This is a genomic window from Stenotrophomonas sp. CFBP 13725, assembly GCF_014841935.1.
Classification (GTDB): domain Bacteria; phylum Pseudomonadota; class Gammaproteobacteria; order Xanthomonadales; family Xanthomonadaceae; genus Stenotrophomonas.
Genome location: NZ_JACYUV010000001.1, coordinates 196,996 through 211,850, shown reverse-complemented (window position 1 = coordinate 211,850; position 14,855 = coordinate 196,996). Strand labels below are relative to the sequence as shown.

The following is a 14,855-nucleotide window of genomic DNA, read 5'->3' as shown; positions in this document are numbered from 1 at the left end:
GCACTGTCGGGTGGAGGCGGCTGCGGCGGCATTGAGGCCCCCGTCACCATCAATGCGCACAGCAGCCTCCCAAAAACCTCAACATTTCTTTTCATCGCCTCACCCCTCTGCCCGGCGGACCCGTGGCATCAGCAGTCTCTGGATCGCCACGCGATGGCGAAACTTCAGAAATCCGAGTGACCGGTAGGAATCGAGCAGAGAAACGCATCAACGGGCAGCCACATCACCTGGCCCACCGCTGCCAAGGCATCCCACGCCCAGTCCCGTGCTCTATCCTGTGCGGATGGCGCAGATCCGTTTCCTCGAAGACCTCCAGACGCTCCCCGCCACGCAGTGGGATGCCCTGCACGACGGCAGCAACCCCTTCGTCAGCCATGCCTTTCTGTCCGGCATGGAGCAGCACGGCTGCCTGCGAGAGGACTGGGGCTGGCGGCCGCAGCACCTCACGCTGTGGGAAGGCGAAACACTGGTCGGCGCCATCCCGGGCTACCTGAAAGAGAACTCGCACGGCGAGTTCGTGTTCGACCATGCCTGGGCGAATGCGTATGCGCGCCATGGTCGCGACTACTACCCGAAGTGGCTGGGCGCAGTGCCCTACTCGCCGGTGACCGGTCCTCGGCTGCTTGCCGCAGACCCTGCCAAGCGCGCAACCCTGCTGGCCGCCCTGGTCGAAGCGCTGCCCGCGCTCGGCGTGTCTTCGGCGCACATCAACTTCCACCGCGCCGACGAAGAGGCCGCGTTCGGCACGGCGTGGCTGCTGCGCGAAGACATCCAGTTCCAGTGGCAGAACAGCAGCGGCTGGCAGGATTTCGAGCAGTTCCTCACCGCGATGAACCACAAGCATCGCAAAAACATCCGCCAGGAGCGCAACAAGGTCGCCCGCCAGGGCATCTGCTTCCGCGTGGTGCACGGCGATGAGGCCAGCCGCGCCGACCTGCAGGCGATGTATCGCTTCTACCTGCAGACCTTCCTGGAATACGGCAATGCCCCTGCACTGACCGAGCCGTTCCTGCGTCACTTGGCCAGCACGCTGGGGCGTGGGCTGGTGATGTTCCTGGCCGAGCAGGACGGCGAGCCCATTGCCGGGGCGCTCTGCCTGCGCGGCCGCGACACGTTGTATGGCCGTTACTGGGGCGGGGCCACCCTGCCCGGCCTGCATTTCGAGGCCTGCTATTACCAGGGCATCGAGTACTGCCTGCGAGAGGGCCTCACCCGCTTCGAGCCCGGCGCGCAGGGCGAACACAAGTTGGCGCGCGGCTTCCTGCCCACCGTGGTGCGCAGTCGTCACTGGATGGCCGATGCCGATTTTGCCGATGCGCTGCGGCCGTGGTGCGCACAGGAGCGTACCGAGGTCAGCCGCTACCACCGCGATCTCGCGCAGCATGCGCCGTTCCGTCACGAAGAGCCGGCGGATTGAGCGGTGGCCGCGGCCCGGTTGCAGCAACCGGCTCAGGCGGTCCGCGCGCTCGACGGTCAACAGGTCGACGGCTATCCTGACCGCTGGTTGCAGAGAAAGGTGCGTCGACCCCATGTGCACGATGGTTGAGCAAGGCCGGTCGACAGATGCCAGGGTGCGCGGGATCCAATGAGTCGCCAGCTCCCTTGGCGTCTGGCCGATCCGGCCGACAGCCCGTTCCCCCCTGCCGAGACGGCGCTCCAACAGCCCGCTGGGCTGCTGGCCATCGGTGGAGACCTGCAGCCGGTCCGCCTGCTCAATGCCTATGCCGGCGGCATCTTTCCGTGGTTCAGCGGCGACGAGCCGCTGCTGTGGTGGTCGCCCGATCCGCGCATGGTCTTCCAGACGGATCGGGTCCATCTGTCGCGCCGGTTTGTCCGCCAACTGCGGCACCTGGAATGGAGGGTCACCGCCGACACCGCCTTCGAACAGGTGATGCGGGCTTGTGCCCAAGCGCCCCGCCCCGGCCAGGAGGGCACCTGGATCAGCGAGCCGATGGTCAAGGCGTACGTCGACCTGCACCGGCTCGGTTTCGCGCATTCGGTAGAGGTGTGGCAAGGCGACACGCTCGTTGGCGGAATCTACGGGATCGGCATCGGACAGATGTTCTTTGGCGAAAGCATGTTCAGCGCCGTCAGTGGCGGCTCGAAGGTGGCGTTGTCGGCGCTGGCGACGCTGCTGCGCCGTCAAGGCGTGGCCGTCCTTGATGCACAGGTGGAGAATCCCCACCTGCTGCGCATGGGCGCCGAACGCTGGCCACGCGACCGGTTCCTCGCCCATGTGCGTGACGCCGTGCAGCGGCCCGGGCAGCACGAAAGCTGGGCCCACACCGTGGGCTCAGTGCCCGTCTCCGATATGCTCGGCCGCGACTGAGCGACAGCGGTGGTTCCCGCGTCAGCACCTGGCTCGATACCCACGCTGCTGTCGGTTAACGCAATCTTTGCAAAACCGCCGACATGTGCGTAAAATGCTGCGGCTTAGGCCCCCGTGGCCGCTCTCTGAACCGCACAGGATTACATGTCGAAAGACGACTCCATCGAGTTCGAAGGCACCGTCAGCGAGACGCTGCCGAACACGACGTTCCGTGTCCGCCTGGAAAATGGTCATGAAATCATTGCCCATATCTCCGGCCGCATGCGCAAGAACTACATCCGCATTCTGACTGGTGACCGGGTCAAGGTTGAAATGACTCCGTACGACCTGACCAAGGGCCGTATCACCTACCGCATGAAGTAAGCGGTCCGGCGCATCTGCGTCGACAAGAAAGGCCAGCCACCGAGCTGGCCTTTTGGCGTGCATGGAATATGCAAGCCGTGGCCGCTGGTGCGGGGGCACAGTAGCCTTCCCTTTCGAAGGATGCCGCCCGCATGCCCTCCATCACCCCTGTCGACGCATCCCGCGCGCCGCCAACGCCGGGCAACACGCCCACGCCTGAACCCGCAAAGCCGGGGTGGTTGGCCACCCTGCAATGGATCGGCAATGGCCTGCTGGATGGTGTTGTATCTGCGGCGGGAACTGCGGATACCCTGCGTCGCGCGCTGCTGCGCAAACCGGCGCTGGCATTGCTGGGCCTGTCGGCAGTGGGCAATGCCGTCAACGCGGCCCCCACGGCGCGGACAGCCCCAGCGGTGAGGCGCACCGATGGCCGGTATATCGGCGACCAGGTGTCCGCCTGCATCGACGCGAGGCAGCGCAAAGGGATCGATCCCGCACTGGTCGCCCCCGCCTGCCTGGGCGACGTGGCGTACGCGCTGGCCCTCGATCGTCCCTTTCATCCGGAACGGTTCCCCAGCATAGGCGGAAAGCCGCCCGCCGCGGGCACCCCGGGAGCTGCCTACGTGGCACTCGCACAGCGCGGCATGCGCATGGACGTCAGCATGCCGGGGCACCACAGCAACGCGGACATCATCTATTACGCCGGAAGCATTTTACTGGACACGGATGCAATGGCCAGGCGCATCGCCGCTGCTGCGGAGCGTGTCATCGATGCGTGCGACCTGCGTAACCAGGTAGACCGCGATCTCTTCATCAGCTCGGACGTAGAGAGTGTCGTGGATACGATGCCCTGCGCGACGGACAACATCGGCGGGCCAATGGTTCGGGAACTGAGCCGCGCTGTGGATGCCGTCCACTTCCAGACGACGATGGTTGCCAACGGGACACAGTATCTCCATGCCAAGCATGATGTGTCGAACCTGTCCCCCGATGCTCGAAATGTGGGCACGCGCTTCCGCCAGCGCGTCACTGATCGGATTGTGTCCTTGATCGGAATCTGAAACAGGAACGGCGCAGGGTGGCCAAGCCACTCCTGCGCCGTGATTCCCCGCCATCGCACCCGTCACACCGTAGCAGGCAACAACCGCTCCGGCTCGGCAAACGCCTCCACCACCAGCTCGTTGTCGCGCACATCGATGGTGACCCTGCCCCCGTTGACCAGCTTGCCGAACAGCAGCTCGTCGGCCAGTGGACGCTTCACCTTGTCCTGGATGACGCGCGCCATCGGACGCGCACCCATCAACGGATCGAAGCCATGCTGGGCGAGCCAGTCGCGCGCGGTCGGTGTGGCCGACAGGCTGACGTGCTTTTCCTGCAGCAGCATCTCCAGTTCGATCAGGAACTTGTCCACCACACGCAGGATGTGCTCGAAACCCAGCGCCTGGAACTGCACCACTGCATCAATCCGGTTGCGGAACTCCGGGGTGAAGCTGCGGCGGATCGCCTCCATCGCATCGGTGGCATGGTCCTGCTTGGTGAAGCCGATCGAGCGTCGCGACGCCTGGGTAGCACCGGCGTTGGTGGTCATCACCAGCACCACGTTCTTGAAGTTGGCCTCGCGCCCGTTCGTATCGGTCAACACACCCCGGTCCATGACCTGCAGCAGGATGTTGAAGATGTCCGGATGCGCCTTTTCGATTTCGTCGAGCAGCAGCACGCAGTGCGGCGTCTTGACGATCTTCTCGGTCAGCAGCCCGCCCTGGTCGAAGCCGACATAGCCCGGAGGCGCACCGATCAGGCGACTGATCGAATGACCTTCCATGTACTCGGACATGTCGAAACGGACCAGCTCGATGCCCAGCTGCAGCGCCAGCTGCTTGGTCACCTCGGTCTTGCCGACACCGGTCGGACCGGCGAACAGGAAGTTGCCGATCGGCTTTTCGGGATTGGCCAGGCCAGAGCGCGCCAGCTTGATCGCCGACGACAGGGTCTCGATGGCCGGGTCCTGGCCGAAGATCACCATCTTCAGGTTGCGCTCCAGGTGCCTCAACACGTCCTTGTCCGTGGCGCTGACCTGCTTGGCCGGAATACGCGCCATCTTGGCCACGATCGCTTCGATTTCCTCGATGTCGATCAGCTCCTTGCGCTGCCCTTCCGGCAACAGGCGCTGGCGGGCACCGGCCTCGTCGATCACGTCGATCGCCTTGTCCGGCAGCAGGCGGTCACCGATGTGCTTCACCGACAGGTCGACGGCGGCCTGCAGCGCATCGTCAGCGTAGGTCACGCCGTGGTGCGCTTCGTACTTCGGCTTCAGGCCCTGCAGGATCTCGTAGGTCTCGCCCACGGTCGGCTCGACGATGTCGATCTTCTGGAAGCGACGCGCCAGCGCACGATCCTTCTCGAAGATGCCGCGGTATTCCTGGAACGTGGTGGAGCCGATGCAGCGCAGCTCGCCCGACGACAGCGCCGGCTTGATCAGGTTGGAGGCATCCATCGTGCCACCGGACGCCGAACCGGCACCGATGATGGTGTGGATCTCGTCGATGAACAGGACGGCATTGGGCACCTTCTTCAGGGCACTGAGCACGCCCTTGAGGCGCTTTTCGAAGTCGCCGCGGTACTTGGTGCCCGCCACCAGCGCGCCGAGGTCCAGGGAGTAGATGACCGCATCGGCCAGCACCTCCGGCACCGAGCCTTCGACGATGCGGCGCGCCAGGCCTTCCGCGATGGCCGTCTTGCCCACGCCGGCCTCACCCACATAGAGCGGGTTGTTCTTGCGTCGACGGCACAGCACCTGGATCGTGCGCTCGATTTCATCGGCACGGCCCACCAGCGGATCGATGCGGCCGTTGCGGGCCTGCTCGTTGAGGTTGCTGGCGAACTCGGCAAGCGCATCGCCCTTGCCCTCCCCTTCGCCCGCCTCGGCCCGACCCTCGGGATCGGCCGGCGAGGATGACTCGCCCTCTTCGCCCAGCTTGGCGATGCCGTGGGAGAGGTAGTTCACCACGTCCAGACGGGTCACATCCTGCTGGTTGAGGTAGTAGACCGCGTGCGAATCCTTTTCGCCGAAGATGGCCACCAGCACATTGGCGCCGGTCACTTCCTTCTTGCCCGAGGACTGCACATGGTAGACGGCGCGCTGCAGCACCCGCTGGAAGCCCAGCGTGGGCTGGGTGTCGCGCCCATCGTCTTCGGCCAAGCGCGAGACCGAGGCCTCGATGGCCTGCTCCAGCTCCTGGCGCAAGCGCTCTGCATCCGCACCGCAGGCCTTCAATACGGCCTGGGCGGATGGATTGTCGAGCAGCGCCAGAAGCAGGTGCTCGACGGTCATGAATTCATGCCGCGCTTCCCGTGCTCGCTTGTAGCACTGGCCAATGGTGTGTTCGAGGTCTTTGCTGAACATGCTCTACTCCGGCGGCAGTTGAAGACAATATGCGGCCTGACCACACGTTTTCCATCACCCTAGCGGAACCCCACGTTCATACGGCGTTAGCGTGGGCGCATGCGCTCCGTCAGCACGACTTGACCATACGCTACAACGAACCCGCCCTGCGTGCGCCCCGTCATGCGCAAACGCGCGCAGGAACAGGCCCGGCGCGGCCCGGACAGGCGGAAACGAGCGATGGACGCAAGGGGCCGGTCTGGACCGGGGAGGCCGGCTGCGGCGCTGCCAATGGAACGCAGCAACCCATCCGGGGCGCTGCGGAGGCGCCCGATGACCCGCTGGGCGTCAGGCCTTTTCCATCGTGCACAGCAGCGGATGCTGGTTCATCCGTGCGTACTCATTGACCTGGGCGACCTTGGTTTCAGCCACTTCGCGGGTAAATACACCGCAGATGCCGCGGCCACGGGTGTGCACATGGAGCATCACCTGCGTGGCCCGGTCCAGGTCCAGGCTGAAGAACTGCTGCAGGACGTCCACCACGAAATCCATCGGGGTGTAGTCATCGTTCAACAGCATCACCTGGTAGAACGGCGGCGGCACGACCTCCGGCCGCGCTGGTTCAAGCAGCACGCCGTGGTCGGAATGGGATTCGTGGGAAGTCTCGCGAGGCATCCGCTTATTATAGTGGCTGACCCCGGCGGATTGGACGACAAACACAGTCGGCTTCACAATCTGCCGCATTCCGCCGCACCCCCTTCACAGGATTCCCATGAAACGGACACTTCCCCTCACTGCCCTGCTGGCCCTGTTCGCGTGTGCCCCGGCCACTGCCCAGGAAGCCGACAAGGCGGTGGCCCGCCACCTGGAGAAGCTGGGTTACACCTATGAGATCGACGACGACGGCGATTACCGTATGGTCTTCGACGTGGAAGGCGATCGCACCCAGCTGGTCTATGTCCGCTCGACGGTGGAGGAGTTCGGCAGCCAGCAGGTGCGGGAAGTGTGGTCGCCGGGCTACCACTCCAGCACCGACGCGTTCCCGGCGGCGGTGGCGAACCGACTGCTGGAAGATTCCCAGGACGCCAAAATGGGCGGCTGGGTGAAGCAGCAGAAGGTGGCGATGTTCGTGGTGAAGCTCGATGCCGCCGCCTCGGCCGAGGCACTCAGTGATGCCATCGACGCGGCCAGCCGCACCGCCGATGCCATTGAACTGGAACTGACCCAGCAGGACGAACTCTGAAGTGAACGGTATCGCGCAGCGCTGGGCACCCCGGGTCACCGTGGCCACGGTCGTCGTCGACCAGGGTCGCGTGCTGCTGGTGGAGGAACGCATCGAAGGACGCCTGGTACTGAACCAGCCCGCCGGCCACCTCGAACCCGAGGAGTCGCTGGCCAGCGCCGCCCTGCGCGAAACACGCGAAGAAACCGGCTGGGACGTGGAGCTGACCGGGTTCGTCGGCTGCTACCAGTGGACGGCACCCGACGGCACCGCCTTCCTGCGCTTCTGCTATGCCGCACGGCCCCTGCAGCACCACGCGAACCAGCCGCTGGACGAGGGGATCGAGCGTGCGCTGTGGCTCAGCCCGGCGGAGCTGCAGGGCGAGCAGGCCCGGTGGCGCAGCCCGCTGGTCTGGCAGGTGCTGGCTGACTATCTGAGCGGCCAGTGCTACCCGTTGCAGTCGGTGAAGGAGCTGGGCGCATGAGCACGCCGAGGGTCATGGTGGGCGTGTCCGGCGGCGTCGATTCATCGGTCGCGGCCTGGCGTCTGGTCCAGCAGGGCGAACCGGTGGCCGGGCTGTTCATGCAGAACTGGGCCGAGGATGGCAGCGGCGAATGCCGCGCCGAGGACGACCGCCGCGATGCGGTGGCGGTCTGCGGCCTGTTGGGGATCCCGTTTCACTTCCGCGACTTCTCTGCCGCCTACTGGAAGGAGGTGTTCGCACACTTCCTGGCCGAGTACGCTGCCGGGCGCACCCCCAATCCCGACGTGCTGTGCAACCGCGAGGTCAAGTTCAAGCACTTCCTGGATGCCGCGCGGGAACTGGGCGCCGAGCGCATCGCCACCGGCCATTACGCGCGCATCGCCCAGCAGGGCAGCCAATGGCAGCTGCTGCGCGGGGCGGACCGGTCCAAGGACCAGAGTTACTTCCTGCATCAGCTGGGACAGGCGCAACTGTCGGCCACGGTGTTCCCGATCGGCGACCTCAACAAGAGCGATCTGCGCCGCATGGCGCGCGATGCCGGGCTGCCCACGCACGCGAAGAAAGATTCCACCGGCATCTGCTTCATCGGCGAGCGCGACTTCCGTGACTTCCTTGGCCAGTACCTGCCGGCGCGTACGGGCCGCATCGTCGACCCCGACGGCGTGGAGATCGCCGAGCATCCCGGCGTCTTCTATTTCACCCTGGGCCAGCGCGAAGGCCTGAACATCGGCGGCGTACGCGGCCGACCTGCGGCACCGTGGTACGTGGTGGGCAAGGATGTGGACACCAATACCCTGTATGTCGACCAGGACCGGGAAAGCCCGTGGCTGATGTCCACCGCGCTGATCAGCGAGACGGCGCACTGGATAGCCGGCGCACCGCCGGCGCGCTGCTTCACCTGCACCGCGCAGACGCGCTATCGGCAGCCCGATGAAGACTGCACCGTCAACGTGCGCGATGATGGCACCCTGCTGGTCACGTTCCCGCGACCCCAGCGTGCGGTGACGCCCGGCCAGTCGCTGGTGCTGTACGACGGCGAGGTCTGCCTGGGTGGCGCTGTGATCGCAGCCACCGACGCACCGCTGGAACAGCGCCTGCGCCCTACTTCTTCTCCTTTCAAGGTAATTGCTGAATGAGTTTTACTGTCGACGACCGCGTCCTCGCCCTGGCTGGCATCGCCCAGGCCCTGCAGCAGGTCCGCCGCATCGCCGATACCGGCCATTCCGATGCCGCCGCCGTGCGCACGGCCATGGACAGCGTGTTCCGCATCGATGCGGGCTCGCCGCAGGACGTCTACGGTGACCGCGAGGCACTCAAGCCCGGCCTGCGCCTGCTGCACAACTATTTCCGCAACCAGGGCCAGGACCCGATCCTGCCCAAGCTGGCACTGGCCGTACTGCAGCTGGAGCGCCGCTTCGTCAGCGAGTCGGACACCATCGACAAGGTGACCGCCGGCATCGAGCGCGCCAGCCGCCAAGGCCGTGAACTGGGCGACAGCGGTCACCCGGACGTGCTGGCCACGCTGGGCGGCGTCTATGCAGACACCATCAGCCACCTGAAGCCCCGGGTGATGGTGCAGGGCAATCCGCATTACCTCGGCCAGGCCGGCGTGGTGGCGGAGATCCGCGCACTGCTGCTGGCCGCCGTGCGCTCGGCGGTACTGTGGCGCCAGCTGGGCGGCAGCTACTGGGATTTCCTGTTCGCCCGCAAGGCGATGCTCGAAGCGGTGGATCGCGCCCTCCGCTGACGCCGACGGGTAGAGCCGACCGGTAGAGCCGACTTCAGTCGGCTGTTCCTCACCCAGCCGGCTGAAGCCGGCTCTACCCATCTCTGGGCCAGCCGGCTGAAGCCGGCTCTACCCATCTCTGCACCAGCCGGCTGAAGCCGGCTCTACCGCGACGCCTGTGCCACCCCAGCCGTGATCAGCTGGTGCGAAAAAAGGCATGCGACGGTGCACATCGGCGTTAAAGAGAACCGGGGTACGGCCGATACTGCATTCGTGACTCTCCCGGGAACGTCCATGTCCTCTCGCACCATCATTCGCCTGGCTGCTCCGCTGGCGCTGACCCTGCTGCTCCCCCTCGCCTTCGCACTGGAGTGGCCTGCGGCCCTGCGCTGGGCGATCCTTTCCACGATGACCCTCAGCTGGCTCGGGTTTGCCTGGTGGAGCAGCCGCAGCACGCTGCACCGCTCGCCGGAGCAGGATCGCGTCCTGCGTGAGCAGGACCAGCTGCTGACCGAACTGCGCAGCTTCGTCGGCAACGAAATCGAAGGTTCGCGCAGCGAAGTCGAGCGTGCCCGCGACTTGATCCGCCAAGCGGTATCCGGCCTGGGCGGCAGCTTCGAAGCGATGAACCGCAAGTCGCGCCAGCAGAACCAGGCCCTCGCCCGCATCGTCGACCGCACCGGTGAAGACGGTTCGGCCGGGCTGGACGTGGCGCGCTTTGCACAGCACGCCAGCCACCAGATGGAACAACTGGTGGAGGCGCTGGAACAGGTCAGCGGCCAGAGCAGCACCACCGTGCAGCACATCGACCAGATGGCGCAGCACCTGGATGGCATCTTCGCGCTGCTGGAAGACGTCAAGTCCATCGCCGACCAGACCAACCTGCTCGCCTTGAATGCAGCCATCGAAGCGGCCCGTGCGGGCGAAGCCGGACGTGGCTTTGCCGTGGTAGCCGACGAGGTCCGCAACCTGTCCGAGCGCTCCACCACCTTCAACGAGCAGATCCGCAAGCTGGCGCACAGCTCGAAGGATGCCATCGCCAAGGTGCGCGAAACCGTGTCTCACATGGCCTCGCGCGACATGGACCGCTCCCGCGATGCACGCATCGAAGCCGCGTCCATGGTCGACAACGTGGCGCAGATCAATGCCTCGCTGGGCGACGGCATGCGCGAGGTGTCTGACTGTGCGCGCGCCATCGACGGCAGCGTCGCGGAAGCGGTGCGTGCCCTGCAGTTCGAAGACATCGCCACGCAGGCCCTGGGCGGCGTGCACGTTCACCTGGACCGACTGACCGCGATCAACCGCGAAGCACTGGCGCTGCAGGAACTGCTGCACCGTCACGGTGGCGCGGCGGACGAAGAAGTGGCGACCGCGCTGCAGCGCACGGGCAACCGGCTGCGCGACATGCGCAACGAGTGGGAGCGACCGCCGCACAAGCCGGTCACCCAGCAGAGCATGGGTGCTGGAACCGTCGAACTGTTCTGACCCGGCATGCAGGCTGTCGCAGAAGCGCGTGAAGAAGGCCCCGGCACTGCCGGGGCCTTTGCATGCCCGCCTCCCCCTGCGGCACGCACGTCGGCACGTGAGCAGCTGCAACAGCTGGAGCAGCTGGCACGGGCCGAGCTTGCCCTGCTGGGCCTGCGCGCCGCAGCCCAGCCGGCAGCACTACTGCCGTGCCCGGAGCAAGCGAGCGTAGCGTGGGATCTGGGGCTGGACGCTGCGGATCTGTAGCGCCGAGCCGTGCTCGGCGAGCGCACCGCGCGGCGCCTCGACCCTCCGCCGAGCGTGGCTCGGCGCTACAACGGCATCAGCGCGCCCCCGCCTTCGCGGGGATGTCGACGGGGTCGCTGCGGACCTGTAGCGCCGAGCCGCGCTCGGCGAGCGCACCGCGCGGCGCCCAGACTTTCCGCCGAGCGTGGCTCGGCGCTACAACGGCATCAGGGCGCCCCCGCCTCCGCGGGGATTTCGACGCGGTCACTGCGCATCTGTAGCGCCGAGCCGTGCTCGGCGAGCGCACCGCGCGGCGCCTTGGCTTTCCGCCGAGCGTGGCTCGGCGCTACAACGGCATCAGCGCGCCCCCGCCTCCGCGGGAATTTCGACGGGGTCACTGCGTATCTGTAGCGCCGAGCCGTGCTCGGCGAGCGCCCCGCGCGGTGCCTTGGCCCTCCGCCGAGCGTGGCTCGGCGCTACAACGGCATCAAGGGCGCCCACGTCTCCGCGGGAATGTCGACGTGGCCGCCGCGGATCTGTAGCGCCGAGCCATGCTCGGCGAGCGCACCGCGCAGTGCCCATACTTTCCGCCGAGCGTGGCTCGGCCCTACAACGGCATCAGGGCGCCCCCGCCTCCGCGGGGATTTCTACGGGTTCACTGCGGATCTGTAGCGCCGAGCCGTGCTCGGCGAGCGCACCGCGCGGTGCCTTGATCCTCCGCCGAGCGTGGCTCGGCGCTACCAGATGATCAGACGACAACCGCCGCCGCGCCTCGATGGGCGGCATCACGCGGCTGCCTCAACCATTGCGCCAGCTCGCGCGGCACCAACGGGCGCGAGTACAGGTAACCCTGTATCTCGTCGCAGCCTTGGCGACGCAGCATGGCGTCTTCCTGCGCAGTCTCCACCCCTTCGGCCACCACTTTCATCCCCAGCGCGTGGCCGAGATGGACGATGGCCTGGGTGACCTCGGCCGTGCCGGCATCGGCCAGCATTCCCTGCACGAAGCTGCGGTCGATCTTCAGCCGCCCCACCGGGAACCGGTTGAGGTAATGCAGGTTGGAAAAACCGGTACCGAAATCATCGACGGCCAACGGCACGCTGTGGCGCTCGAAGACATCGAAGCAGTGGCGCAGGATCTCCGTGTCACGGATCAAGGCGGACTCGGTCAGCTCCAGCTCAAGCCGTGTGGGTGACAGGCCCTGCGCGTGGCAGACCTCGATGACCCGCTCAGCGAAGCCGCGCTCGCGCAGTTGGACCGCCGACACATTGACCGCGATGCGATCAAAGACCAGCCCGGCGCGGTCCCAGGCCGAGGCCTGCCGACAGGCCTCGTTGAGCACCCAATCACCTATCCGGACGATCTCACCGCACTTTTCGGCGATGGGAATGAACTCGGCCGGGCTGCAGTAGCCCAGGCCCGGCCGGTGCCAGCGCAGCAACGCCTCGATCGCGGGCGGCTGCTCGGCATCGGCATGCATCAGCGGCTGGTAGACCAGGCTGAACTCTTCGCGCTCGATGGCACCGTGCAGGGCGTGCTCTATGTCCAGGCGGCGCTGGATGCGTGCCAGTGCGTCCTGGCTGTAGTACTGGTAGGTATTGCGTCCCGCTTCCTTTGCCGCATGCATGGCCGCATCGGCCGCGCGCAGCAGGGATTCAAAATCGTCTCGACCGCTTTCCAGCATCGCGATGCCAATGCTCGCGCCCACCTTCAACAGGTCCTGCCCGCGATGCAGCGGCTCGGCCAGCGAGGCAATCAGCTTGCGTGCAACGTGTCCGGCATCTTCCGCCTCGGCCAGATCGCGCAGTACGACGATGAACTCATCGCCGCTGAAACGCCCGAACAGGTCACTGTTGCGCAGCCCCTGGTGGAGACGGCTCGCCGCGGCTTTCAGCAGGGTATCGCCGGTCGCATGGCCGAAGCTGTCGTTGATCGTCTTGAAGCCGTCGAGGTCGATGAACAGCATCGCCAGCGGCGTGCCGCGATCGCGCGCTTCTTCGATGGCATCGGCGGTCTGCTCGCGCAGCAGCATCCGGTTCGGCAGGCCGGTCAGCAGGTCGTAGTGCGCCAGCAGCTCGATGCGCTCGTTGGCTTCGCGTTCGCGGGTGATGTCCCGGAACAGCACGACAAATCGCGCCGGCAAGCCATCACGCCGGTCCATCTCGACCAGCACCTGCACCCAGACGCGCATCCCGGACTGGCGATAGAAGCACAGGTCCAGCTGCTCAGGCAGGCCACCGGCACCAATGCGGTCGAGCACCGCCGCAAAGGCAGCGCGGGAGTCATCGGTATACAGCGCCATCGCCTGTTCCAGGCTGATCGGCTCCTTGCGCAGCCCATGGATGCGGTAGCACTCCTCGGTCCACTGCATCTGGCGGGTTTCAACTTCGATCTCGCAACCGCCGATCCGGCCCAGGGCGGAAACGCGGTTCAGCAGCTCGGTGCGCCAGCGGATAAGGGCATCGGTCTGGTGCTGTTCGCTGATGTTCTGCACTTGGCCCAGCACGCGCTGGACCAGGCCGTCGGCGGCCTGCAGGGGCTGCATCCACAGCCGCAGCTGCATTGCCGCCGATGTCTCACGGGCCGCCAGCTCGAGCTCCACGCTGGCCGGATGGCCGTCGCGCCACAGGCGCCGCCATGCCATGCGCAGCGCGCCGCGGGAGCGCGGCTGCAACCGACGCAGCCAGCCGCGCAGGCTGGCGGGCTGGTCGGCACTGACACCCAGCAGCGCCTGCAGCTCCGCCGACCACCAGAACCGCCGGCTGACCGGATCCCAGGACCAGCTGCCCATGCTGGCGATGCGCTGCGCTTCCCGCAGGTGGACCTGCTGGTCCTGCAGAACCGTTTCCAGCTGTTTCTGCGGCTCGATGTCGGTATGCGTGCCCACCATGCGCAGCGCCTGGCCGTCCGCCGTCCGGCTGACCACCCGGCCCCGGTCCAGCACCCAGCGCCACGGGCGGCCCGGCTGGCGGAAGCGGAACTCGGCGCTGTATTGCGCATCTTCGCCGCGCAGGTGCCGCTGGATGGCGGCGCGGACATGGGCGCAGTCTTCAGGGTGGACACGGTCCATCAGCGCGCTGGCGCCTTCCTGCAGCTCGCCCGCGCCCGACGCCTCGCCATAAGGCGAGCGCAGCATCCGGTCGCTGGCGACGTCCCAGTCCCACAGCCCGTGTCCGGCACTCTCCAGCGCAAGCTCCCAGCGATCACCGGCCTGGCTGCCGGAGGGCCGGGGGATGCTGAGGGTAAAGGCGAGCAGGTGCCCATCGCCGTCATGCACGGCGCGCATCCAGCCGTCATGGCGGCCACCGGGCCCGCCGGGCAGGCTGCAGGGGATGATGCCCCCATCGGCTGCCAGCAAGCGGATGTCTTCGAGCATGGGCTGGTAGGCGGTGACCGCCGCAGGCAAGCCGTGTTCGAGCGCCACCGGATTGGCCGCGAGCGGATGGCCCTGCCGATCCAGGATGACCAGCGCCGAGGCCAGCGGGTGCTGCAACAGGCTGGCAATGATCCCTTGATCCACGCACTTGCTCCGATCACCCTCCCGATATCCGGGCACGAAATCGTTAGCGGCCGACTGCCGCGATAATTGAGGCAGCGGTGGCCCGTACCGATGTCCGGGCCGCGTTAAGATGGGGTCCGTCGTCGCCCACGCGTGCCCCG

The 14,855-nt window shown here is 66.6% G+C and carries 13 protein-coding genes; 10 read left to right on the top strand and 3 right to left on the bottom strand.

Features of this window, described 5'->3' with window-relative positions:
- Positions 1-283: 283 nt before the first annotated feature.
- The 4 genes from IFT65_RS00880 to IFT65_RS00865 all read left to right on the top strand — a co-directional run bounded on the left by IFT65_RS00880 (position 284) and on the right by IFT65_RS00865 (position 3,732).
- Positions 284-1,417 (top strand): GNAT family N-acetyltransferase, encoded by a 1,134-nt coding sequence (locus IFT65_RS00880; protein ID WP_192080068.1) that lies wholly within the window; start codon positions 284-286, stop codon positions 1,415-1,417.
- Between the two features lie 168 nt (positions 1,418-1,585).
- Complete coding sequence (aat, locus tag IFT65_RS00875) at positions 1,586-2,329, top strand: leucyl/phenylalanyl-tRNA--protein transferase (RefSeq protein ID WP_192079377.1); 744 nt, start codon at positions 1,586-1,588, stop codon at positions 2,327-2,329.
- Positions 2,330-2,473: 144 nt separating this feature from the next.
- Positions 2,474-2,692 carry a translation initiation factor IF-1 gene (gene infA / locus IFT65_RS00870; protein WP_005409596.1) on the top strand — a complete coding sequence of 73 codons (219 nt, stop codon included), beginning with the start codon at positions 2,474-2,476 and terminating at the stop codon, positions 2,690-2,692.
- Positions 2,693-2,823: 131 nt separating this feature from the next.
- Positions 2,824-3,732, top strand: a complete 909-nt coding sequence (locus IFT65_RS00865) for a hypothetical protein (RefSeq protein WP_192079375.1) — start codon at positions 2,824-2,826, stop codon at positions 3,730-3,732.
- A 62-nt stretch (positions 3,733-3,794) separates the two neighbouring features.
- Here IFT65_RS00865 and clpA read toward each other — a convergent pair whose 3' ends face one another.
- Complete coding sequence (gene clpA / locus IFT65_RS00860; RefSeq protein WP_192079374.1) at positions 3,795-6,074, bottom strand: ATP-dependent Clp protease ATP-binding subunit ClpA; 2,280 nt, start codon at positions 6,072-6,074, stop codon at positions 3,795-3,797.
- Between the two features lie 327 nt (positions 6,075-6,401).
- Positions 6,402-6,728: an ATP-dependent Clp protease adapter ClpS gene (gene clpS, locus IFT65_RS00855; protein WP_188324080.1), complete on the bottom strand. Its 327-nt coding sequence runs from the start codon at positions 6,726-6,728 to the stop codon at positions 6,402-6,404.
- 97 nt (positions 6,729-6,825) lie between these two features.
- On the opposite strand from clpS, the gene IFT65_RS00850 reads away from it, so the two are divergent.
- The 6 genes from IFT65_RS00850 to IFT65_RS00825 all read left to right on the top strand — a co-directional run bounded on the left by IFT65_RS00850 (position 6,826) and on the right by IFT65_RS00825 (position 11,216).
- Entirely contained in the window at positions 6,826-7,296 is a 471-nt protein-coding gene (locus tag IFT65_RS00850; protein WP_192079372.1) for a hypothetical protein, read from the top strand.
- A 1-nt stretch (position 7,297) separates the two neighbouring features.
- Positions 7,298-7,759, top strand: a complete 462-nt coding sequence (locus tag IFT65_RS00845) for an NUDIX domain-containing protein (protein WP_192079370.1) — start codon at positions 7,298-7,300, stop codon at positions 7,757-7,759.
- A complete protein-coding gene (gene mnmA / locus IFT65_RS00840; protein WP_192079368.1) occupies positions 7,756-8,895 on the top strand; it encodes a tRNA 2-thiouridine(34) synthase MnmA in 1,140 nt (379 codons plus the stop codon). Before IFT65_RS00845 ends, mnmA begins: the two co-directional genes overlap by 4 nt.
- Positions 8,892-9,506 carry a high frequency lysogenization protein HflD gene (hflD, locus tag IFT65_RS00835; protein WP_188324084.1) on the top strand — a complete coding sequence of 205 codons (615 nt, stop codon included), beginning with the start codon at positions 8,892-8,894 and terminating at the stop codon, positions 9,504-9,506. The genes mnmA and hflD overlap by 4 nt, the downstream gene beginning before the upstream one ends.
- Before the next feature lie 273 nt (positions 9,507-9,779).
- Entirely contained in the window at positions 9,780-10,970 is a 1,191-nt protein-coding gene (locus IFT65_RS00830) for a methyl-accepting chemotaxis protein (protein ID WP_188324085.1), read from the top strand.
- 6 nt (positions 10,971-10,976) lie between these two features.
- Entirely contained in the window at positions 10,977-11,216 is a 240-nt protein-coding gene (locus IFT65_RS00825) for a hypothetical protein (RefSeq protein ID WP_192079366.1), read from the top strand.
- Positions 11,217-11,943: 727 nt separating this feature from the next.
- Here IFT65_RS00825 and IFT65_RS00820 read toward each other — a convergent pair.
- Positions 11,944-14,715: an EAL domain-containing protein gene (locus tag IFT65_RS00820; RefSeq protein WP_192079364.1), complete on the bottom strand. Its 2,772-nt coding sequence runs from the start codon at positions 14,713-14,715 to the stop codon at positions 11,944-11,946.
- Positions 14,716-14,855 lie beyond the last annotated feature (140 nt).